This is a genomic window from Chroococcidiopsis sp. CCNUC1, from assembly GCF_023546805.1.
Taxonomy (GTDB): Bacteria; Cyanobacteriota; Cyanobacteriia; order Cyanobacteriales; family Chroococcidiopsidaceae; genus Chroococcidiopsis; species Chroococcidiopsis thermalis.
The window spans coordinates 2857782-2880806 of sequence record NZ_CP097480.1 but is presented as its reverse complement, the minus strand read 5'-3'; the positions used below and the strand labels follow the sequence as shown (position 1 = coordinate 2880806).

Annotated in this window: 18 protein-coding genes; 10 read left to right on the top strand and 8 right to left on the bottom strand. The window is 46.1% G+C overall.

The features are described from left to right. Window positions 1–34: 34 nt before the first annotated feature. The 3 genes from M5J74_RS13480 to M5J74_RS13470 are packed head-to-tail and all read left to right on the top strand — an operon-like array spanning window position 35 to window position 5231. Complete coding sequence (locus tag M5J74_RS13480; protein WP_250016964.1) at window positions 35–988, top strand: phosphopantetheine-binding protein; 954 nt, start codon at window positions 35–37, stop codon at window positions 986–988. Continuing rightward, window positions 985–2841 (top strand): condensation domain-containing protein, encoded by a 1857-nt coding sequence (locus M5J74_RS13475; RefSeq protein WP_250016962.1) that lies wholly within the window; start codon window positions 985–987, stop codon window positions 2839–2841. Before M5J74_RS13480 ends, M5J74_RS13475 begins: the two co-directional genes overlap by 4 nt. Further along, the gene (locus M5J74_RS13470; protein WP_250016961.1) at window positions 2838–5231 is read left to right on the top strand and encodes a non-ribosomal peptide synthetase; all 2394 of its coding nucleotides are present in this window, start codon (window positions 2838–2840) and stop codon (window positions 5229–5231) included. Before M5J74_RS13475 ends, M5J74_RS13470 begins: the two co-directional genes overlap by 4 nt. A 123-nt stretch (window positions 5232–5354) precedes the next feature. Here M5J74_RS13470 and M5J74_RS13465 read toward each other — a convergent pair whose 3' ends face one another. After that, window positions 5355–6410, bottom strand: a complete 1056-nt coding sequence (locus M5J74_RS13465) for a hypothetical protein (RefSeq protein ID WP_250016960.1) — start codon at window positions 6408–6410, stop codon at window positions 5355–5357. Window positions 6411–7082: 672 nt separating this feature from the next. On the opposite strand from M5J74_RS13465, the gene M5J74_RS13460 reads away from it, so the two are divergent. The 7 genes from M5J74_RS13460 (at window position 7083) to M5J74_RS13430 (ending at window position 15285) form a co-directional block, all read left to right on the top strand. Continuing rightward, on the top strand, window positions 7083–7739 hold the full coding sequence (locus M5J74_RS13460; RefSeq protein ID WP_015154597.1) for a Crp/Fnr family transcriptional regulator: 657 nt from the start codon (window positions 7083–7085) through the stop codon (window positions 7737–7739). 66 nt (window positions 7740–7805) lie between these two features. Beyond that, window positions 7806–7973, top strand: coding sequence for a hypothetical protein (locus M5J74_RS13455; protein WP_158266024.1), 168 nt, complete (start codon window positions 7806–7808; stop codon window positions 7971–7973). Between the two features lie 21 nt (window positions 7974–7994). After that, complete coding sequence (locus tag M5J74_RS13450; RefSeq protein ID WP_250016959.1) at window positions 7995–8756, top strand: sigma-70 family RNA polymerase sigma factor; 762 nt, start codon at window positions 7995–7997, stop codon at window positions 8754–8756. A gap of 37 nt (window positions 8757–8793) precedes the next feature. After that, window positions 8794–10239 (top strand): glycoside hydrolase family 140 protein, encoded by a 1446-nt coding sequence (locus M5J74_RS13445; protein ID WP_250016958.1) that lies wholly within the window; start codon window positions 8794–8796, stop codon window positions 10237–10239. A gap of 280 nt (window positions 10240–10519) precedes the next feature. Then, complete coding sequence (locus tag M5J74_RS13440; RefSeq protein ID WP_250016957.1) at window positions 10520–11518, top strand: AraC family transcriptional regulator; 999 nt, start codon at window positions 10520–10522, stop codon at window positions 11516–11518. A gap of 133 nt (window positions 11519–11651) precedes the next feature. After that, entirely contained in the window at window positions 11652–14318 is a 2667-nt protein-coding gene (locus M5J74_RS13435) for a TonB-dependent receptor (RefSeq protein ID WP_250016956.1), read from the top strand. Window positions 14319–14331: 13 nt separating this feature from the next. Continuing rightward, the gene (locus M5J74_RS13430) at window positions 14332–15285 is read left to right on the top strand and encodes an iron-siderophore ABC transporter substrate-binding protein (protein WP_250016955.1); all 954 of its coding nucleotides are present in this window, start codon (window positions 14332–14334) and stop codon (window positions 15283–15285) included. Between the two features lie 124 nt (window positions 15286–15409). On the opposite strand, the gene M5J74_RS13425 is transcribed toward M5J74_RS13430, so the two are convergent. The 7 genes from M5J74_RS13425 to M5J74_RS13395 all read right to left on the bottom strand — a co-directional run bounded on the left by M5J74_RS13425 (window position 15410) and on the right by M5J74_RS13395 (window position 22926). Further along, window positions 15410–16252, bottom strand: coding sequence for a DUF2887 domain-containing protein (locus M5J74_RS13425; RefSeq protein ID WP_250016954.1), 843 nt, complete (start codon window positions 16250–16252; stop codon window positions 15410–15412). A 108-nt stretch (window positions 16253–16360) separates the two neighbouring features. Continuing rightward, entirely contained in the window at window positions 16361–16903 is a 543-nt protein-coding gene (locus M5J74_RS13420; protein WP_371934036.1) for a hypothetical protein, read from the bottom strand. Window positions 16904–17006: 103 nt separating this feature from the next. After that, complete coding sequence (locus M5J74_RS13415) at window positions 17007–17168, bottom strand: hypothetical protein (RefSeq protein WP_015154590.1); 162 nt, start codon at window positions 17166–17168, stop codon at window positions 17007–17009. A 145-nt stretch (window positions 17169–17313) separates the two neighbouring features. After that, window positions 17314–18150: a hypothetical protein gene (locus M5J74_RS13410; RefSeq protein WP_250016952.1), complete on the bottom strand. Its 837-nt coding sequence runs from the start codon at window positions 18148–18150 to the stop codon at window positions 17314–17316. A 161-nt stretch (window positions 18151–18311) separates the two neighbouring features. Beyond that, the gene (locus tag M5J74_RS13405; protein ID WP_250016951.1) at window positions 18312–19214 is read right to left on the bottom strand and encodes an iron-siderophore ABC transporter substrate-binding protein; all 903 of its coding nucleotides are present in this window, start codon (window positions 19212–19214) and stop codon (window positions 18312–18314) included. Window positions 19215–19302: 88 nt separating this feature from the next. Continuing rightward, on the bottom strand, window positions 19303–20280 hold the full coding sequence (locus M5J74_RS13400) for a sucrase ferredoxin (protein WP_015154588.1): 978 nt from the start codon (window positions 20278–20280) through the stop codon (window positions 19303–19305). Between the two features lie 12 nt (window positions 20281–20292). After that, entirely contained in the window at window positions 20293–22926 is a 2634-nt protein-coding gene (locus M5J74_RS13395) for a TonB-dependent receptor domain-containing protein (protein WP_250016950.1), read from the bottom strand. Window positions 22927–23025 lie beyond the last annotated feature (99 nt).

Sequence of the window (23025 nt, the reverse complement as noted above, 5' to 3'; positions counted from 1 at the left end):
CCCCCTCTTGCCAAGGGGAATTAGAGGGATCTTCATGCCCCCTTTCCAAGGTGGGTTGGGGGGATCGTCCCAACGGAATTGGACTCAAGACAATGTAAATCTTGCCCAAGTACGCCAGCAACTAGCTGAAAAGCCAGCAGCACTGAGTATTACAAAAATTCCTAATGCCCGTGTCGTAGGAGCAGTCAAAACGGCTCAATGGCTAGTAGAAGGAACGCAAGCACCCAAAACCGCAGGCAAAATGCGTGAAGCATTGGAGCAGGTGACATCGGGTATTGAACCGGAAGATTGGTGGGATTTAGTGGCAGAACTGCCCTATACCGTTGACGTGAGTTGGTCAAATGCAGATAATACGGGATGTTATGATGTGACCTTTCAGCATCAATCCGCCACAAAAAATAGTGCGATATTGCCTTTTCAAAAGCAAGTGAATCTAACTCGTCCTTGGAAAACTTACGCAAACGATCCTTTACAGACACAGTTTGCCCGTCATCTGATTCCCCAACTACGAAGTTACTTAGAGCAAAGCTTGCCCCAGTACGCGATCCCTTCTGCCTTTGTGGTATTAGAAGCACTACCCCTGACACCGAATGGCAAAGTCAACCGTCGCGCACTTCCAGCGCCTGACACGATCCAGCAATGGGGGACTGATGACACGCCGCGATCGCCCATCGAGCAGAAACTTGCGAATATTTGGGCTGAACTGCTAGGACACAAGCGTGTAGGGATTCACGATAACTTCTTCCAGTTAGGGGGGCATTCGCTGCTAGCAACTCAACTAACTTCCCGTATCCGCGATGCATTCGGTGTAGAGTTACCTTTACGTAACGTGTTTGAGTCACCCCAAGTCGCCCAACTTGCCAAAGCGATCGCCCATTTACAGAGCAACCAGCCGCAACAAACGCCCCAGATTGTTCCTCTTTCTCGCGCTGCTCATCGTCGCTTGCGATCGTCCCTCAACCGCGATACAGAGGAAGGCGATCGTTGAATACCAATCCTGTCTCGAACGCTGAATTTGTCTTTCCGGCATCGTTCGCCCAGCAGCGATTGTGGTTTCTTCACGCCTTAGCGCCTGGAAATCCTTTCTACAACATCTCGGCTGCGATTCGCTTGCACGGACACCTCAACATTACTGCCTTAGAGCAAACATTTAACGAAATCGTGCGCCGTCACGAAGTTTTGCGAACAAGATTTGAAATGTCAGAGGGACAATTGCATCAAGTTGTGGTAGAGAGCGTGAGTGTACCTCTCGCTATTGTAGACTTACGTACTTTACCTGCAAGCGATCGCGAAGCAGCTGCAAGACAACAGGCGATCGCCCTATCTCAGCGCCCCTTTGACCTGAGCGCAGATTTGCTATTACGGTTGACAATTTTTCAATTAGATGCACTTGAATACATCCTACTATTGAATCTGCACCACATTATTGCCGATGGTTGGTCGATCGGCGTACTGGTACGAGAACTCGGCACGCTCTACACTGCCTTTAGTAGTAATAAATCTTCTCCTCTAGCAGATTTGCCCATTCAATATGCTGACTTCGCTCATTGGCAGCAGGAGTGGTTGCAAGGGGAAGTACTAGAGTCGCAACTGTCGTACTGGCGATCGCAGTTAGCCGATCTTGCAGTTTTAAATCTTCCCACTGACAGAGCGCGATCGCCCATTCAAAGCTACAAAGGTGCGACACACAATTTTCAGCTATCAAAAAATCTCACGCAGTTCCTAGAAGCTTTCAGTCAGCAAGCAGGCGTAACTCTGTTTATGACCTTGCTGGCAGCATTTCAAACGTTGCTACATCGCTATACCGGACAAGAAGATATTGCTGTTGGATCGCCCATAGCTAACCGTAACCGCCCTGAAATAGAGCCATTAATCGGCTTTTTTGTCAATAGCCTGGTGCTGCGAACAGATTTATCTGGCAATCCTACCTTTTGGGAATTGTTGGGACGAGTGCGGGAAGTAACGCTAGGAGCCTATGCACATCAAGATTTACCCTTCGAGAAGTTAGTGGAAGAGTTGCGCCCAGAGCGCGACTTGAGCCGACATCCTTTGTTCTCTGTGGCGATCGCACTGCAAAACACGCCGATTACAGCTTTAGAATTACCTGGACTCGCTTTAAGTCAGTTTGAGTTTGACAGGGGTACGAGCAGATTAGATTTAGAGTTTCATTTATGGCAAACTCCAGCAGGATTGCAAGGGCAGATAATTTACAGTACCGATCTATTCGATCGCAGTACGATCGTCCGAATGCTAGGACATTTTCAAACCTTACTCGCAGGAATTGTTGCCGATCCACATCGACGACTAGCAGACTTACCAATTTTGACAGTAGTAGAACGACAGCAGCTATTAGTGGAATGGAATCTTACTCAGCAAGATTACCCGTTGCAGTGCATTCATCAATTATTTGAAGCTCAGGCAGATAAAACGCCAAACGCGATCGCTGTTGTCTATAAAGACGAGCAATTAACTTACCAAGAATTGAACTACCGTAGCAACCAACTTGCCAGCTATTTGCAAACACTTGGAGTTGCGCCAGAAGTCAAAGTTGGTATTTGCGTAGAGCGATCGTTCTTGATGATGGTGGGCATTTTAGGAATTCTGAAAGCTGGCGGAGCCTATGTCCCTTTAGATCCCGCCTATCCCTCAGAACGTCTCAAGTTCATGTTAGAGGATGCCCAAATAACTATCCTACTAACACAACAATCCTTAGCCCCCTCTTCGGAGGATTGGGGGGATCGTCAATCCTTAGCCCCCTCTTCGGAGGATTGGGGGGATCGTCAATCCTTAGCCCCCTCTTCGGAGGATTGGGGGGATCGTCAATCCTTAGCCCCCTTTTGAAGGGGGGTTGGGGGGATCTTCAACCACTCTACCTCGATCGCGATTGGGAAATCGTTGCTCAACAGAGCGGGGAAAACATAAACAGTGGTGTAACTGCCGCAAATCTTGCCTATATAATTTACACTTCCGGCTCGACCGGACAACCCAAAGGGGTTTTAGTCGAACATGGCGGACTGTGCAATCTAGCCCAAGCGCAAATTCACACCTTCGATCTCAAACCAGAGCATCGAATTCTCCAATTTGCTTCCCTTAGCTTTGATGCTTCTATCTTCGAGATTGTCATGGCATGGGTAATAGGAGCAACCCTATATCTAGTGCCAAAAGCAGCACGTCTAGGATCGGAGTTGATTTCGTATCTACGGCATCACGCCATCACTCATGCTACCCTTCCGCCTGCCGTACTGAAGACTTTATCACCCACTCAATTGCCAGCTTTGCAAACTCTAATTTCTGCTGGAGAAACTTGTTCGCCGGAAATTGCAGCCCGTTGGGCAAGCGATCGCCATTTCTTCAATGCTTACGGGCTGACGGAAACAACAGTTTGGTCTACGATCGCTGAAGTCAGTGGTAGTAAAGATACAACTATTGGTCGGGCGATCGCTAACACTCAAATCTACATCCTCGATGCCCACCTCCAACCCCAACCCATCGGTATTCCAGGTGAAATATACATTGGCGGAGTCGGTTTAGCAAGAGGCTACCTCAACCGTCCTGAATTGACTGCTCAACGGTTTATTTGTCAAGGGAGCAAGGGAAGAGAGCTGGGGGAGTTGGGGAGGCGGGGGGAGCTGAGGGAGAAAGAACCCAATTACCCATTACCCATTACCAACCGCCTTTACAAAACCGGAGATCTTGCCCGCTACCTAATCGATGGTAATCTTGAATACCTCGGACGCATCGATCGCCAAGTGAAAATTCGCGGCTACCGCATTGAATTGGGAGAAATTGAAAGCCTGCTATTACAACACTCAGCAGTAGAAGAAGCTGTAGTTTTGGCACAGGAAGATCGATCGAGCAATTATTGTTTAGTTGCTTATATTGTTCCTGATGTAGAGACTAATTTATCAAATTTAAAATTAAAAATCCAAAATCCAAAATCAAATGACTTGCGCTGCTTTCTCAAGCAAAAATTACCAGACTACTCGATCCCTTCAGCTTTTGTAGTGCTGCCATCCCTACCACTAACTCCTAATGGTAAAGTGGATCGAAATACCTTAATGAAGTCTAATATCAGTAGTCCAGAGCGTCCTTTTGTTACTCCTAAAACTGCCATTGAAGCAACCTTAACAACACTTTGGGCAAATATCCTGAAGCTTGAGCAAGTGGGTATTGAGGACAACTTTTTTGAATTAGGTGGAAATTCCCTGCTGGCAGTCCAGTTATTGGAGCAGGTAGAGCGGCAATTCGAGCAAAAACTACCATTGTCCGATCTCTTTGGTGCGCCAACTGTTGAGCAATTCGCGCCTCTGATTCAGAAATGGGAAAAGCCTAAACGTAATTCTAAGCGATCGCCCCTTGTGCCACTCCAGCCTTTAGGTTTTAAGCCGCCATTCTTCTGTATTCACCCAATTTTCGGTGTTGTTCTGCCCTACTACGAGTTGGCGCGTCATTTAGGAACCGAACAGCCCTTTTACGGACTGCAACCTTTTGGGATGGACGGTTTGCATCCACCATTAACCAGCATTGAGGAGATGGCAGCTGGCTACATCGAAGCACTGCGTCAAATTCAGCCGCACGGTCCTTATCAGCTAGGTGGTTGGTCTTTTGGCGGTTTAGTTGCCTATGAGATGGCGCAACAGTTACACCAAGCAGGAGAGCAAGTGAGTTTCTTGGCAATCCTAGATACGATCGCTCCTATTTCTAGCAATCGAGTTTCCTGGGGCGATGGTTTGAAATTTCTCCTGACAACCGTACCTGGTTCTATTTATCCTTTTGTTCGGGATTACTGGTCGCTGCTTCGCGATCGCCTGGCGCGTTCTAGAAACGATAATAGCGATCGCCTACGCACTTCAAATCCAATTTCTACAATGAAAAAAATTTTGACTCCTCACGCATGGCTATCTTCCCTAGAACGAACAACTATTAGCCATCTCCTTCCACGATCGGCTGTTTTAAGAATGCTGGACGAGTTAACCATTCATCGACTGATGAAGATTTTTTCTGCCAATAGCCGAGCTACCTTGAAGTATACACCTCGACCTTACCCTCTAGCGATCGCCCTATTTAGAACTACCGAATTGCAAAAAAAATCTCACGACCCAACTTTAGGTTGGAGTCAATTGTCAAGATCTGGCGTGCAAGTTCACTACATTTCTGGTAACCACTTGACTATGCTGCAAAAGCCTCACGTCCGAGTGCTTGCCGAACACTTACGCAGATATCTGGCATAACGCCAAACGAGATCGACGAATAGCTTTGTCTATGCTGCTGAGTGATGTTGACTTTCCCCAGTCTATATCGATTGTTTCGGTTGGGAGAAGCGCTCGCGCAAGAGACTGAGTCAGGCGATCTCGCTAGAATCGCCCGTGTCCGATGTCCTTGAGCGCCGCCAGAGCAGCCCGATCCTTATCCATTTCCCAATCTCCATGAATGCTAAACATGCTGAAGAACAGAACGTTGTGGAGTTTCTTGCGCCGAGCGTAGGCAGCCATGTCCCGCAGCCATAGCGCCCGCGCCTCTCGCCCGTGCTTCCCCTTCCACTCTCCATCTGAGCCGCCTGGGTTGAACCAGTTAGGGTCTGACCCACACTCGCTAATCGCCACCGGCTTGTTGACACCGAACTCCGCCATCCATTTGCGCAGTGTCGCGATCGCATCTTCCCTGAGCTGACCGCCGTACATGTGAGTGCCGATAAGATCGGCATATTTTCCAATACCTGCCTTGAGGAGAGCGCGGTTGTATTCGGTGTTCGGTCTGGTCGCGGGTGCAGACTCGACGAGTATTCCTGGGTCTACCCGCTTGATTGCCTCGTAGCAGGCTTTTTGCATACGGACGACGGTTGCGGGTGTCTCGGGACCTCGCTTGGCATCTCGACCGCGAATATCTGGTTCGTTATCCACTATGTAGTAGCGCACCGTATCCTTCCAATGGTGAGCCACTTGACCGCATTTCCAGGCATAGTTCTTCGTCCACTGGATGGGTTCGTATCCGGCGACATCGAGTTCCCACCTGAAAGCGATGACCATGTGAAGGGCTAACCCTTTAGCCAAGTGTTCTTGAATTACTACGTCGCGCCGAGAGAAATCGCACGGCTCCCCCTCCCGCTCGCACTTCATCTTGTCTGCTCCGGTGCGGACTGCGGTGAGCCCAAGGGCAGAGATGCGCCCTGACACCATCTGGCTGAACTCCTGGGAGTCGTCGTACCCAGTGCCGTCGTTCACGCCGAAGATGACATTCCCGCCTCCTCGCTGCGGCACGTCGGTCTTCAAGTCGGCGCAGGCGAAAGAAAATGGCAGAATCGCACTGAGGATAAACGCACAGCAGAAGAATAAGAGCTTCGGATGTTTCTTTGGATGAACAGCGGCAACGAGGCGACCGATTGTGACGCGGTAAAGATCGGGTATGTGCATAATTTCTCATGCGGTAAAGTTCGCTCGGGCGGTTATGTATTTATTCCTGCCAGACATTACATGCTTATGTTCTTTTGGATCAAACCAAATCATCTTCATAAAACACCAGCGCCTTTTTTAGAATTAAGCTTCAATACTTCTGTCATATGACTTCTACCTGCTGAAGACTTTTTGCTTGACTTTTGAAGCAACTACAATAACTACTCTCAAATTTCCGCAAACAAGTTAGAGCAATTTTTTCGATTCTGCAAGCGAAACTTTTTCAGAAAAATAGCTACAGATTGAGCGCAACGGATTAGATAGCAATTCCAAAAATTTGAGAGCCTTACCTGAGAGAAGCCTATATAATTTGTCAATCTAGTCAAGTCGAGAATAAAATTTTGTAAAGTAGGAACGTGCAATTTAATACTGAATCTTTTGTTACGCCTCTATCTAAAGAAAGAGTTTTTGATTCGGTATCTGAAGTAGCTTGCGTGACTTGAGCAAATATAACTATTCTTTGGATGAATTTCATAGCTACGCTCTCGGTTAGTTCCTTGATACTTTACCGATGTGAAGTGACGAGTTCCGCTCGGTCTGTTTGTCGCATCCGAGGCGGTGTACCAACAAGTCTAGCTGTAGCGGCTGCTAGTCACGAATGAGTTGACCAAAAAGCCCAACTGATGGAGTTTTATGCAACAGTCAAGTCCGCTCGTTGGCTTAATCACTCCACCGTTCCAACAGCAATGGAAGCGTCGCGCGCAGCTGCCAGAACACAGCGAAGTTTTATGGCGGATCGAATCAGGTGTCGTCTGTAGTATGACTTGGACTGCTGAAGGCGAGCTAGTTTGCTTGGGCTATTGGGGAGTGGGAGATGTGGTGGGACACCGATTGTCACGAGTGCGACCTTACGAAATCCACTGCCTCACAGATGTCGTCATCAGCTGCTGTTCCTACACTCAGCGATCGCATTTCACCGATGCCATCATTCACCAGCAGCAGCAAACCGAAGAACTCCTGAGCATTATTCATCTCAATCCCCTATCTCAGAAGTTATGGCAGCTCCTCATGTGGTTGAGTCAAAAATTCGGTTGCGACGTGGAAAACGGTCGCTTGCTCGATCTGCCGCTCACCCATCAGCAGTTGGCTCAGACGCTGGGGACGAATCGGGTCACGGTGACCACAATCCTTCAGCGGTTAGAAGCAGAGGGAAAAATACATCGGCAGCAACGGCGGCTCGTTGTCGCACGGCAGGAAAACCACGCTCGTCAGTCAAAAGACGTGCAATCTAGAGAGCGAGCAAACAGGGCGCGCCACCGGGCTAACATCATCACGAGCGATCGCTCCTGAACTTTTCCGTACCTGTGTGCAATTGACAAGCTTTTAGTATGAGTAGAGAATAAGCCAAAAGCAAAGATGCCGAAAGTCAGATTCAGAGCGCTTGTAACATTCGCTAGCAGCGCTCGACGTGCGAGAGCGATCGTGGCGATCGAGAATCTCTCAAGCGAGCCGCTGCAAAAGATGGAGCGCATGACCGAGAACTTTCTCGGCTCGACTCAAATTTCTGCGGTGGTCGCTCGATAACGTTCGCGATTGAGGTGTTTTATGGTGGTGACTCAAACTAACGTCTACTGTAATGAGATCGAGCTGTTGATTTCTTACTATCAAAAGCCTTCGCTCTGGTTACGCAATCGACTGGTGAGAAGGCACGCTGGGTTAGTACGCCAGATGGCGCGTCAACTGTACCATCGCTCTCCCGAACCTTATGAAGATTTAGAGCAGATTGGATACTTCGGTTTGATTCGCGCGATCGAGCGCTTTAATCCCGATCGAGGATATGCTTTTAGTTCTTTTGCAATTCCTTATATTCGCGGTGAAATTTTACATTTTATCCGCGATCGCGCCGGAGTGGTAAAAATCCCCCGCCGCTGGCAAGAGCTTCACGCTCGCGGGCAAAAAGTTTGCCAACAATTAACTTCTTCTCTCGGTCGTCTTCCGACAGATTTAGAGATTGCGCGATCGCTGCACGTCTCGCTGTCAGAATGGAGAGAAAGCCAATTAGCCATTCAAAATTGCCGCGTCTTCAGTTTAGATAGTACGTTGGTTCGAGAGTCCGATGGTCAGATTCAACTAGCCGATACCATAGCAGAGCGACGTTCTTGCACTTTACAGCCAGAAGAAGAGCGGCAACAATTGCGCTTCGCTATGAACCAGTTGGAAGAAAATACTCGCAAGGCAGTTGAATTGGTCTTCCTCCAGCAATTTTCTCGCAAAAAAGCAGCTCAATACCTTGGTGTGAGTCCGATGACTGTCACTCGATATCTACAAAAAGGCAAACAACAGTTGTTTGAGCTGTTGCAACCCTAGAATTTTGGACTCGACTGAACCCAGGGGCTAGAAAACTATGAGACGTTTTTTGCTTTGGATGTTACCGCTCGCTGTCTGTTTCCTCTTATCGAGTTGCAATACTGTCATGGCAGGAGCGCGAACGAGTAAATTGAGCCAACTGCGTGTCAGTCACAACGGTCGGTTTTTGGTGAAAGAGGATGGTTCGCCTTTCTTTTGGCTGGGCGATACGTCGTGGGCAATTCTTCAGAAGGCAACGCGCGAGGATGCGCACAATCAACCTTCCGTGTTACGCTATCTCGAAGATCGCGCCGCCAAGAGATTCAACCTGATTCAGTGTCGTTTGGTTAGGAACGCCGAGAGTACAAATGCTTACGGTCAAGCGGCGTTTATCCGAGGCAACTTTGCCCGACCTCAAATTGCTAACGGTGCTAACAACGATTATTGGGACATGGCTGACTGGTTTGTTGCCCAGGCTGAAGCGCACGGACTCTATCTGGCTCTGCTGCCGATTTGGGCTAACAACGTGCCGAATCACGACCCAATAGTTCAGAACCCTGCGATTGCTTATCGCTACGGACATTTCCTTGGCAACCGTTGGCGGCATAAATCGCACTTGATTTGGGTGATGGGCGGAGATCCGGTGCGCGAGCGGGACGTTGACAATCCAGAACGACTGAGAATGACCCGCGCCATAGCCGAGGGAATTGCGGATGGTACGAACGGCGACGCGCGATTTGACGGGCAAGCAGATTACAGCACGACATTGATGACTTACCACCCTCGCGGTGGCGGTCGCTCGTCTTCGCGCCATCTGCACCAGGAAAAGTGGCTCGACTTTAACATGATTCAAACCACAACTTCTTTCGAGTTTCGTAACTACAAAACGATCGCCGCAGACTATGCAAAAGAACCGCCGAAGCCAACGCTGGATGCCGAAGTTGCATACGAAAACTCACTTTCTCTGAGCAGGAATGCGCCACCGGACAAGCGAATTCAGCCTTGGCACGTTCGCAAAGCGGCATACTGGGCTGTGTTTGCTGGTGGCTTCGGTCATACCTACGGTCATCGTAGCTTTATTGGTTGGGTTCGTGAAGGCGAACATCTGGGGAGAGGTGCGGACATCCCGTGGTTCAAATCCCTCGATGCGCCAGGTGCGGGTCAAATGACATATTTACGCAATCTGATGGAGTCGCAACCGTTTCTAACGCGGATTCCAGATCGCTCCTCGATCGCAAACGGGCAGAGAGAGCAACTCAATCGCATTCAGGCGACACGGAATGCTGATGGCAGCTATGTCATGCTCTATCTTCCAACTAGTAATGCTGTAACAATTCAAATGGATAAAATTTCAGGCGAGCGGGTGAAAGCACGCTGGTTTAACCCGCGTCAAGGGACTTGGCAGGCGATCGGCGAATTCGCTGCGGCTGGCACGAAACGCTTCGTTCCGCCATCCCACGAGCGCGATCGCGACTGGGTACTGGTACTAGAGCGGGCGGATTAGTTTTATCGCGTGCGTTCAATCAGCGATTCTTGTAGATGTAGTACAGTTTTTGACAGCAATTCTCAATTAATTAAAAGAAATTATACACGATGACAAGCGATCGCGTCTGACGCGAAACGGATTTTTTCTATGGCAAACGGATCTCTTAGTTTCAGCTTAATGTTTTGCTTGAGGGCGATCGCGTTTAGCAACGCCCTCAAGCAAATTGTATCGGGCGATCGCGTTCTAATTTATTGAAATTTATTATCATCAAATCTAACAGATCTCCCATTTGCTAGCTATGACAATTACCCTGACGATGTACGAGGATTGGGAACTATGGGCAGAAGCTAACCCCAACAGTCTACAAAAACCAAAACCAGAGCCATTTGAAATCGTCCGCGAAATGCCTAAGCAACTGGGTAAAGGCTATGCGCGACTTATTGAGGTGTATCCCCACTTTTGGCTAATGATTGTGGACTATAAATATCGCGATGATATATTAATCAAAATCCCTGAGTGGGATCACCCATTGCAATTCTTAGTTTACCTTTCAGGTAGAATCACAGACGAATACGGGGGGCAGTTAGGAGAAGGATATACGTGTATCTCTGGTAGTGGCGTTCAACGCCAAATGACTACGCAGTTACTCAAAACTCGATATGTGGGTATTGATATCGAGATGCCTCCTGAGTTGCTGGCAACTTTTTTCCCTGATGAAGCTGGGGAAATTCCCCACCAGTTGCGTCTGTTGGCGAAGGGTAATGATTGGCAGACTTTGCTTTACCCCGAAACTACAACGGCTATTCAGGGAATAGCACAGCAAATTATCAACTGTCCTTACGAGGGCATGACAAAGCGGATGTATTTACAAGGGAAGGTGTTGGAACTAATGGCGTTGCAATTAGCTCCTATATTATCTGCTCAAGATGGAATACAACCATCGCCGCGCCTGAAAGCAGATACTATTAGCCGGATTCATTACGCTAGAGAAATTTTGTCGGCACGTTTGGAAAATCCACCGTCATTGTTGGAATTGGCGCAAATTGTTGGAGTGAGCGATCGCAATCTGCGGCGCGGATTTAAGGAGATGTTTGGCACAACGGTGTTTGGCTATCTCACCAATATACGTATGGAGCAAGCAGAACAACTTTTGCGTTCTGGTAAGCTGAGTGTTGCAGAAGTTGCCAATTTGAGCGGTTATTCTCAGCAAGGACACTTTGCGGCTGCCTTTAAAAGAAAATTTGGCATTACACCTAGAGAATGCTTATCAGGAAAGAGAAGTATTTTACCTTCGTAATGCCGTTTTGCGACTGTAATGCCGTTTTGGAATAGACTCTAACCCTAGTGCTTCTTTACACTATGCTTTATTGCAATTAACAACTATACGCAATAAGCCAAATTTTTATTGAAATTTCAACAACTGTGGTGTGATGAGCAAGATCGAAGGTTGGATAGTTCTGCCCAAACAAAATTCGTGGCTAGTGCTCGGCTTGATAGGATATGTTTTCAGCATTGCTGTTGGTCAGCCTGTCGTGGCTCAAGTTGAATCAGATCACCAAAAATTCACTACACCTATTCCTCGATTAAGTGAAGTTAGATTTCCAGCCACTAATATTGAAGGTTTGCTCTCGCAATCATCGACACCAACTAACAGCCCTTCTGTCCCTCCTTACCAAGGGGGGAAACAGGGGGGTGTTACACAAGTGACGGGAGTGCAGGCTAATTCCACCGATAAAGGTGTAGAGGTGATTTTACAAACCACCCAAGGCGAACAACTGCAAATCAGCGATCGCAGTCAAGGAAATAACTATATTGCTGATATTCCTAACGCCCAATTGCGCTTATCAACTGGCGATGCCTTTACATTCAGTTCCCAAAAACCTGTTGAGGGTATTACTGAAATAACAGTTATAAATCTGGACGCTAATACTATTCAGGTGACGGTGACGGGTGAGGCGGGTGTCCCAACTGTCGAATTGTTGGACAGTCCAAACGAGGGATTGATTTTTGGCATTACAACTACTGCAACTTCCGCACAACAGCCGCAACAACCAGAACAAGAACAGCCAAATCAACCATCAGCAGCGGATGATGAGTCAATTGAGATAGTTGTGACGGGCGAGCAAGATGGGTATCGCGTGCCAAATGCTAGTGTGGGAACCAGAACTGATACACCTTTGCGGGATATTCCTCAGTCGATTCAAGTCATCCCCCAAGAGGTTATCCAAGACCAGCAAGCTACTCGTCTAGTAGAAGTACTAAAGAATGCACCTGGTGTTGTGCTAGGTGGTCGAAGTCCTCGCGATCCTCTCAATATAATTAACATTCGAGGATTTGATGCGTCTAATGATATTCTAATCAATGGTTTGCCAGATCCCACAGCTTCAGAAATAGCATTTGGGTCTAACATTGAACGGGTTGAAGTTCTCAAAGGACCTGCCTCAGTTCTATTCGGTCAAGGTGGGCTAGGCGGTAGCGTTAACTTGGTCACGAAGCAGCCATTACTCGATCCTTTCTATTCCGTAGAGGCTTCTGCTGGCAGCTACAATCTTTATCGTGGTGCGATTGATTTATCCGGTCCATTGAATGAAAGCAAAACGGTACTGTATCGCCTAAATGCTTCGGCTCAAACCAGGGAAAGCTTTATTGATTTTTATGAACACCGAGACTACTTAATTGCACCAAGTTTGGCATTTAAGCTCGGCGACAAAACCAAGCTGACATTAGCAACAGAGTATCTCCTGTCAGAGGGAACCTACGACTTTGGAATTCCTCCACGGGGCAGTGTTTTGCCTAACCCTAATGGTAGGATTCCTCGTAACCGTTTTGTGAGTGAGCCTGACTTTAATCAAGTTTCAAATGAGGTATTTCGTATCGGCTATGATTTGGAACATCGCTTTAGTGAAGACTGGCAAGCAAGAAGCGTTTTTCGGACTTCCTTATTTCGCCTAAGACGAGATACTGTATTTCCACTAGCATTGCAGAGTGATGGACGTACCCTAAATAGAGGACAAGAGGATGATACTGAATACAATGCAAATACCTACAATCTTGACAATTACATTGTTGGTAACTTTGCTACGGGTAGTATCAAACATCAACTAGTAGCAGGATTTAATCTCAGAAGAACTGATATTGATTATAAATCTAATCTCAGCTTAAATTATGCTCCCCTTGATATTTTTAACCCTGTGTATGGGCGTACTCCAATCAACCCGACTTTTACACCGCAGGCTAACAAAGATAGAGTGCAGCAATTCGGTATTTATCTCCAAGACCAAATTACCTTAGCCGAAAACTTGAAGCTACTTTTGGGTGGACGCTTTGATATTGCTAATCAAAAATATCAGGAACCATTTGAACAAATAGATGACTTTAAACAAACAGAGGCTTTTAGCCCCCGTTTTGGAATTGTTTACCAGCCTATTCAACCGATTTCGCTCTATGCTAGCTACAGCCGTTCATTCAACTATTCAACATCCAGTGGATTCGCTCCTGCGGAGACCGATCCAGAACGAGGTACACAGTATGAAATTGGTATCAAAGCCGATCTCACTGACCAATTGGCTGCAACACTAGCATTTTATGACTTAACTCGTTCCAATCTCCCAACACCCGATCCTAATAATCCGAACCGAAGTATTTTAGTTGGAGAACAGCGAAGTCGTGGGATTGAGTTTGATGTTTCCGGTGAAATCTTGCCAGGATGGAATATTATTGCAGGCTATGCTTTTACCGATGCAGAAATTACTGAAGACAATGACTTTCCAGTTGGTAATCAACTGAGTAATGTGCCGAAACACGCGCTCAACCTATGGACAACTTATGAAATTCAGTCCGGCAGCTTAGAAGGATTGGGCTTCGGTTTAGGAGTCTTTTACTATGGAGATCGTCAAGGTGAGTTAGGAAATACATTTACGTTACCAGGTTATACACGCAGCGACGCTGCGATATTTTACGAACGAGACAACTTCCGAGCTTCGCTTAATATCCAGAATTTGTTCGATGTTGATTATTTTGTCTCTGCTCAAAACATAAATCGTGTTATCCCGGGCGATCCATTGACATTCGTAGGTACAATTTCTTGGGAATTTTGAATGATACATACCCATGAGAATTTCTTTGCGTCGCTTTATCTATTTATTGCTATTGGCAGTTTTGGTATTTACATTGACTTCGGCTTGTAGCAGAAACATTAATTCTAGTGTTACAAACTTAAAACAACTGCGAGAAGATTGCCAAGTTGTACTACATGCAATGGGTAAAACGTGCATTCCTCGCCATCCTCAACAAGTAGTAACTTTGTGGATGGCTACTTTTCGTAGCACCTTAGCATTAGGTACTAAACCTATTGCAACTGCTTGGTATGCAGGCGATTCTTTTCCAGAACATCTTCAAGACAAAGCAGATGGAGTAGAAAATATTGGATTTCAGCCAAACTTAGAAAGAATTTTGTTACTAAAACCCGATTTAATTCTATCTACTACTCGGTTTAAAAATATTTATAAACAGCTATCTGATATTGCGCCTACTGTTGTATTGGATAATCCTAGTCCCCCTCCTCCTTGGCAAAAGCATTTAGAAGACGTTGCTCAAATTTTAGATAAAGAACAGGAGAGTAAACAGTTAATTAAAGACTATCGGCAACGAATTGAACAACTTAAACAAGCGTTGGGCGATCGCCGTCTCCAAATGCAAGTATCAGTTGCCACTGTAGATAGAACTTATGGAATATACACCTATGGAATAAAACATCCTACTGGCGCACTTTTAAATGACGTTGGATTACAACGTCCGCCCGCACAAAGCGGAGATTTTTTCACAAAAGATCGGATTTCTCAGGAGAATTTGTCTGATATTGATGGTGATGTTTTATTCCTTTCCTATAGAGAAGAGGCAGGTAAAAAAGCAATAGAAAGGTTACGAAAAGATCCACTGTGGCAAAAGCTGAAGGTAGTTCAACGAAATCGGGTTTATCTTGTCGATTCTGCTCACTGGTACGCTTTTGATATTTTGGCAATGAATGCGGTGATTGATGACTTATTCAAATACTTAGTCAACTAATTTTAAAATAAGATTAATATCTAAAACACTCTTTGAAGGTTGTGGTAATTAAAAAAACACTAAAAAAGCGATCGCCAACTACTGACTTCTCGATCGCAAATATTGCTGTGCGATAGGAGAACAGTTAGCTCTCAAGCGCTTCCAACCAGGCTTGTAAATCGGTTATGCTGGTAAAATCAAGCAAAGCTTCACCAAGATTTTCTAACTGTTCCAAACAAAGAGATTCAATGCGCGATCGCGCCTCTTGCGGCAATTCTCCCACCCGTCGAGATAATTGACGCAAAACGAGAGATTTTTCGCCTTCCTCTCGTCCTTCTTCCTTAATTTCTCTGTAAACCCGTGTTTCTTTGAGTGTAATGCCTAACATTTCCTCTACCTCCCGTTGGCTCTTATTTTCAAATTTGTACACCATGATCGTTGTTAATAAGTCTATTATGGCGCGATTTGCTGCTTGAGGTTGTTGCTGCTGACTCCTTAAGAGTAAATACCTTGCCTCCTCAGTAGCTTGCGCTTCATCCACCGTAGTCAGAACCATCAATGCCACCCATACAGGTAAGGAGCGAATATCACCTAACTCGTCCAAATATATCCGATTTACCTGTGGGCTGTTGAGCTGACTTAAGTAGGGGAGAAGATCGCTTTGTTCGAGACTGCGGGACGGATATATTATGACTATTTGTAAGTTACTAAACCTGTCACGATTGCGGTAGAAATATAAATAGGATTCCGCAAATACCCTTTCATAGAGCCTTTCATCCTTCTGGAATTGCACCTCACAAAAATACACCACACCAGGACTTTCCTCAACTGGTGGTAGAAATACGCCATCAATTTCAAATTTCGGTTCTTTAACAGCGACTGAATCAAACCTATATTTGTCTGCATTTGCTGGCGGATTTGTCAAGAGTTCAAATAACAAACTAGGCGATTGTTGAAATAGTTTGTAAAATATCGAATCTCGACGCATGAAAAGTCTGCCAAAATCGGTACGATCGTCTAAGACTTGCTATTAATTATCTTAACTCCGAAGTGCTTTCAACCAAACTTGCAAACCAGCTAGATTTTACAATCAATCCTAACGGTACTCGTTGACTCGCACAAAATTACCGCAACTATTGAAAACAAACAATCCAAAAGCGGTAATGTCCCCAGCGCGTGTTGCTCCTTCAACTCTAAAATTGCGCTCTAAATTGAATGCCATAAGTTGCAGGCGTGCCATATTGACCCGTTGTTGAGCCAGAAAGCCCAAAGGCAGCAGTAAGATACTCGCGATCGAAAATATTGTTGCCAAACAAATAAATGCCGTAATTCTCAAATTCGTATCCCAATCGCACGTTGATAACGATCGCTCGTCCAAGCGATCGTCTAGAAATATGTTACTGAAATATCCATCTGCCGATCCATAGCTGCCCGCCAACCGATAAAACAGCCGATCTTCAACGAGTGGTCCGCCGACACTTGCTCGTAAATTTAAATCGTTATAGGTTCCGTAACTTACCATTCCATTCAACTCAAAAGACAGTCCTCGAATGCTGTAGTAACTGAAATAGCGATTTCCGGTGGCGTTGAAAACTGAAAAGTTAGGGGTACTTTGAGCGATGTCCTCCAAGGTGATGATATCTGCATCTTCAATTTCTTCTTTTGTCAAGACTCTGATGCTGATGGGGACATCCTGTACGTCTTCTTCGGTTCGTTGAGCCGTGACCACCACTTCGATCTCCTCATTCGCTGGAGAGTCTCATTTGCCGTATCCAGCCTTTGCCCATCTGGGGCGGTAATTCTAGAATTGTTTCAGATGAGTTTACCTGCAAAGATGCTTCAGTCCTCTGACTCCACTCGGCAAACAACTCGTCGATATTTTGGGCAGAAAAGCCGATCTGCATGGCAATAGACTCTCAGACATAGAGCTTGTACGAAGCACGAGCTAGCGCACGTTGAAATATCATAATCTTATTGCTATTAATTCTCAAGGTCAGTCTTGAGTGCCAGCATGAGATCGGATTCATCATTCGCAGACATCGATCCAAGCTAATCCGATCCGCTACGATCTAAGTCTCGCAGGGAGTGACAGGCGTATCCACCTAAACCCACTAGCAACAAACAGGTTGAAGTGGATACATACATAACTGCCATCCCCGCACCAGGATGAGTCCCAAATACACCACCAAGTAATCTAGCTAAGTTGCCTCCTGGCTGCATTGCTGGTTCAAACACATCATCGGCTAGCGGTTCAGCAATTAAAGATGCTATCGCAGAAACGAGTTGAAACATCAGCGATCGCGCCGCGAAAACCCTTCCTTGAATCTCAGGCGCTACCTGAGCTAACAAAATCGCAGTCTGGGAACTTTCTAGCAAAGGAAAATTGAGCGAAGAACAAAATTGTGCTGGTAGCCAAATCTGGGGGGATTGACCTAAACCAAATATTGCTTTACTTACACCTGCTCCTACCATACCCAAAAGATAGCCGTGAATGCGTCGTTTCGGACCACCCCAAACACTCAACAGCACTGCTCCAGTAACACCCCCAATTCCAGCAATTGAGAAGATAGAGCCTAATATTTGCCCATCATTTTCCGTACGAGCCAGAATCATCGGTGTAGCTACTGAACCGCCTAAGTCGTGAGCAAACCAAAACAAAGAAGCGGATACTACAAGTGCTAGCAACCCAGGACGTTTGATGATGTAGTGAAATCCAAAGGTGAGTTGCTGCCAGATACTAGCGTTCTTGTGGTGTTCTGTAGTATGAACTGCTAGTTGCGGGATCGGTACTAACAACACTGTAGCGATCGCCACGCTAAATGTCACAATGTCCATCAGCGCGATCCCAGCTAGACCAATGATGTAGAAACGAGTTGACCGAGCCAAATAGTAATAAAATTACGCATATAACTGGGGAGTGGGAAGTCGGGGGACAAGGGAGACAAGGGAGACAAGGGAGAGAGAGCTGAGGGAGCGATCGGGAGCTGAGGGAGCAAGTGAATAACTACCAACTACCAACTACCAACTACCAACTACCAATTACCAACTCACTTCAAAATTTCGCGCATTCGATTGACAAAAGTTTCAGCTGCAATTGGTCCCCGAATGCGAGTTAGTTGAAAATCAGTAAAGTAGACTTTTCCACCCCTGTCAGCACTGAGCGATCGCAAAATCGGATTTTCACTCCACTGTTGCTGGGCGTTTGCTATGGTGTTATTACCAGAAGGAAGGATGAGAATCGCATCCGTTTCAATTTGCGGTAGAACTTCGAGCGAAAGACTAAATCTCTCTTGTTCTCTCGATCCAACAGTAATAATCTCAAACCCAAGTTCTTGAAGTATGCCACAAACAAATTCCTCAGGATCGAGTACAAAAGAATCGGCAATTAATCTACCAAACCCCAGCACCAATATCCGGCGCTGTTGTGCTGCGATGGGTGCTAGTGCAGCTTTAGTTTGGGCAATTTGTTGTTTGTATTCGGCAATGACTTGTTTTGCTCGTTCTTCGCGTCCCAGTGCGCGTGCGATCGCCGAAATATGCTGTTGCCAATCATCTTTTTCTTGAATTCTAAATAGTAAAGTTGGGGCAATTTTGGCAAGTAAATGGTAATTATTTTTGTTATACTCTGGTTCGCCCAAAATCAGATCTGGTTTTAGCCACAGCAACAATTCTTGTGAGGGGCGATCGCGACTGCCCAAGTTAATCGGTTTGGTCGTTATATACTTGCCTAAAAAGGGAATTTGTGCTTCTGGTTTGTCAAATTTGCGCCTTGTAAACAAATCTACTTCAGCATAAGCTAGCGGTTGTACCCCAAGTGCTAACATGATATCTAACAACGGCGGACTGAGTGCAACCACTTGTTGGGGTTGACCGCAAACTTGGGTTTTACCGCTAATATGTTGAATGACTTGGCATGAGGATGTCGAGGCTTGAGCGCTGGTAAAAGCCATCTGCTGAGTAGTCCTGCCATAACAAGCTGCAATCGTCAGAAAGGTTAAGATAACAAGCAGGCAAAACTTGAATGAATGGTAGAACCGTTCAATCACGATCGCATTCCAATTGAGTCAAATTTTTGACATAGAATTTGGGCAATTTTTCGACTTCTGTACCATTACAGTCTCCAATTAGATATAAAGCTTTGCTCCGATCTTCAACTACATCTGCTCTATAACGAGCGATCGCGCCATCCGGTGTTGCAAAAGTTAATTCAACACAGTTGAAACTGGCATCTTCATTTTGCTCGACAATTCGACTAGCAACTTTGTATTTAAACCAATCCCAACTATATCGCAGCATCAGCTCTTGTTCTACGAGTTGCGCTGGAATTGGGTAATCGGAACCAGATAAAATACCCCAACCCCGATAAACCGATTTTAAGTCTTGGATATCGCCGTTATAAGTCAAAATTGAGGTAAAAGATTTAGCATCCAGCCTGCCATAACAACGACCTGAAGGAAAATCTAATGCTGTAGGTGCAAAGCGATGTCCGCCAAAATGACTCGATTGCCAAATGCGAACGTTCTCTAAACCGAGACTAGTCACAGTAGCTATGGCTTGCCGATAAAAAGGAATACCATACTTAGCACAACATTTGTCGTGGCTGCCGTGGGTACAAATTAAGATGTCTCTAGTTAGCGGTGGCGGATCTTCTGTCTGAATCGGGTTAGCCAAATAATCTTGTAAAACCAAAGCAATATCGTTGATGCAATTAACTTCAGTTTCCTGCTTGCTGTATCCATCACAAAGACCCGATTTTTGACGAAATATCAGCAATTTGGTAGGGTCTTTCCTTGTCAGAATGTGACTGTAAATCAACAGTACCATCGCCGCAGGCTCAGCTCGATAAATCTCCTCCACTAAAACTTTTAAATTAGCGGGTATAGATTGGGAAGCAAACTCATCTCCTGTCCACGGCGGCGGACATTCTATTAATATGTAAAGTTGACAGGGAGCCGCCCAACCGATGGGGTTTTCTTCAGCTTGACGCGATGCTTCAGCACAAAAGAATTTGTCCATATGTCATAGAGATTACCACTCAATTGAGTAGCCAAGGCGAACCGTTCTACCTCTAGCGGCAATATTACTGATCTCGTCGATTCCGCCAAAACCGCCAAAATACTGATTCACAACTGGTATATATTGTTCGTTCAGCAAGTTCTCAACACTGAGGGCGAGCCTGCCACCAAGTAAGGGAATGCTGCTAATGTAGTCTAACGTGGTGTAGCTCTCGATGGGTAAGGGATCGGAGCCGTCTTCAAACCCAGCGTCGCGATCGCCAACAAAAAGCAACTGCAAGCGATTCAGCCAGCCACCGTCAGTTTTGTATTGCACATAAGCAGTTAGCTTCGGTGGAAAGGCAACATTACTACTGGCATTCAAGTATTCGCCATCTTCATCTTCAAATTCGCCTTTAATCAAACTGGCTGTTCCACCTAATCCCCAACCGCCGCCTACTTGCCAGTCAAGCGTAGCTTCTAAGCCATAGAACCGCTGTGGTTGTCGGACAATCTCAAAACCAACTGGGCTATCTACAAAATCTATACCCAATTCTGAGGTACTGTAAAAACCAGCTAGGGACGCTTGGATATTAGACCAGTTACCGCGCACACCCAGCTCGAAACTATCTACTTTTTGGGGACTGGTAACTTCGAGATCGTTTTCTACCGAAGTCAAAGCATCGGGAGGAGTACGTAAGATGTTGCCGAAATCTGGCGCAGAGAAGCCTTGAGCAAAGCTAGCAAATAGGCTAATTTCATCTGTAATGTTGTGAATCGCCCCAAGATTAAACAAAACATCGTCAAAGTTGATGTTACCACCTTCGATCGCCCGATCTGGGATCTGCCCGAAACCGATCGCCGTATAGTCGTCAACATCTAAGCCAAAACGCTCGTATCGCGCTCCGCCATTTACAGAAGTGCGATCGCTGACTTCCCATTGCAACTGAGCAAATAAACCGAGACTATTAAAGTTGTATGGAGGAGTATAAGTGACATCGCGCGTTTTTTGAAAAATTCGCCTACCGCTGGCATCGAATACTTCTGGATCGAAAACTTCAATCGTCTGGGAAATATCCTCATCAAAATAGTCAGCTCCCCAGAGCAAACTCAAAGCTGGCGATAAAGGAGTTTCAGCCTGAAGTCTGCCGCCAAACGCTTCTTTGTCCACATTGGTTTGGTAAACTCCTGGGTCTACAAAACCAAACGGTCGTAGATCGTCGGGTGTAGTTACTATGGGGCTGTTACGAAAGTACGCCTGCGCTTGTACCCGACTACCAAATAAATTTTCGTGGCTGTAGTTGAGATTAACTATTGTATTGCGGTTGCCAGGTCTTTTACTACCAATGAGTTCTGGATTATCGAGTTGCAGCGCCCGTGCTTTTTGAATTCCTGGAAGATCCGCCACAATTGGATCGGAAATAAATCCAAAGTCTTCGTTTGCATCAAAATGTTCAAATGTCAATTGCAGGCGTTGCTCGTCGGTGAGGTCTACCCCTACCTTAGCCAGCAAGTTTAAAGTTTCAGTATCGGCAGTTGGTGCGAATTGGGGAATGCGATCGCCTTGGGCATCAAAGAAACCGCCTGTCTGCTTGCGCGAGAGAACCGCCAAAAAGTCAGTATTTCCCTGCCGTCCTGATAGCGAATATTCCAAATAGTTACCAAAACTATCTGCTGAATTTGTTGTTGAGAAATCAACTCCAACTTCTGCCCTCGAAACGATCCCTTCTTCATCTGGTGGTCGTCTGGTAATAATATTGATGACACCCCCCGTTCCACCATCACCGTAAATCGCGCTGGGACCTCGAACCACTTCCACGCGATCGACAGACGCGGGATCGATGCTTCTCAAGTCTCTAGGTTGGGCAATAAAATTCGATCTGACAGGAACACCATCAATTAAAACTTGAGGTGTCCGCCCCCGCAAAGTTTGATTGCTATTGATGCTACTTTGAGTTGAAGGAGCCAAACCAGGCACTAAGTTAGTAAGAATATCTTGTAAGTTACGCGACGGCGAGACGTTAGCCTGTTGCTGAATTTGTTCGCGCTCTATAACCGTCACCGATCGCGGCACGTCTTCTAAAGCTTGTGCTACACGGCTTGCCGTGACTACAATATCTACCTCTTCTGCTGCTTCTGGAGTTTCAGGAGTCACGCTTAAAACTAAACCACTGGCACTTTGAACGATCTGTGCTGTTGGTGCTGCTGTTTCTCCCGTGACGGTGACTCGAATATTATTGGCATTCACCTGAGTCACGGTGACAGAAGTAATACCCTCGGTAGGGTTTTCAGCGCGAAAACTTTCTTCTGGTAAGGCTAGCTGAGTATTAGGAATGTCAGCAATTAAAGCATTGCCCTTACTGAAAGTCTGGGCTGGTAGCGATCGCCCTGTTGGAGTTTCTAAAATGATTGATAAACCTTGGGCAGTGGGTTTTAGCCTCACACCTGTTACTTTTATGATTTCTGCGGCTTCTGTTGTCAGTGGCTGTTGTGTGAGCAAATCGGTGCTAATCGGTGACTGAAGTAATGTTTTTTCTTCTGCCCTAACTGGTTGAGCTACGACGATCGCGATCGCTGCCAGACATAAACTGCTAAGTAATTGCTCTTGTTTACGCATATCTCCCCACGTCCCAACTGCCCCTGCTTGGCGTACCACCGAGACAGTCAAGATGGTAGTAACAAGACTGGACAGATGTTTTGAGCGCTAATTAAAAATCTTCTCAATAAGCATACACGAACTTGCTAGCCCTCTTGACAGAAAAATGGC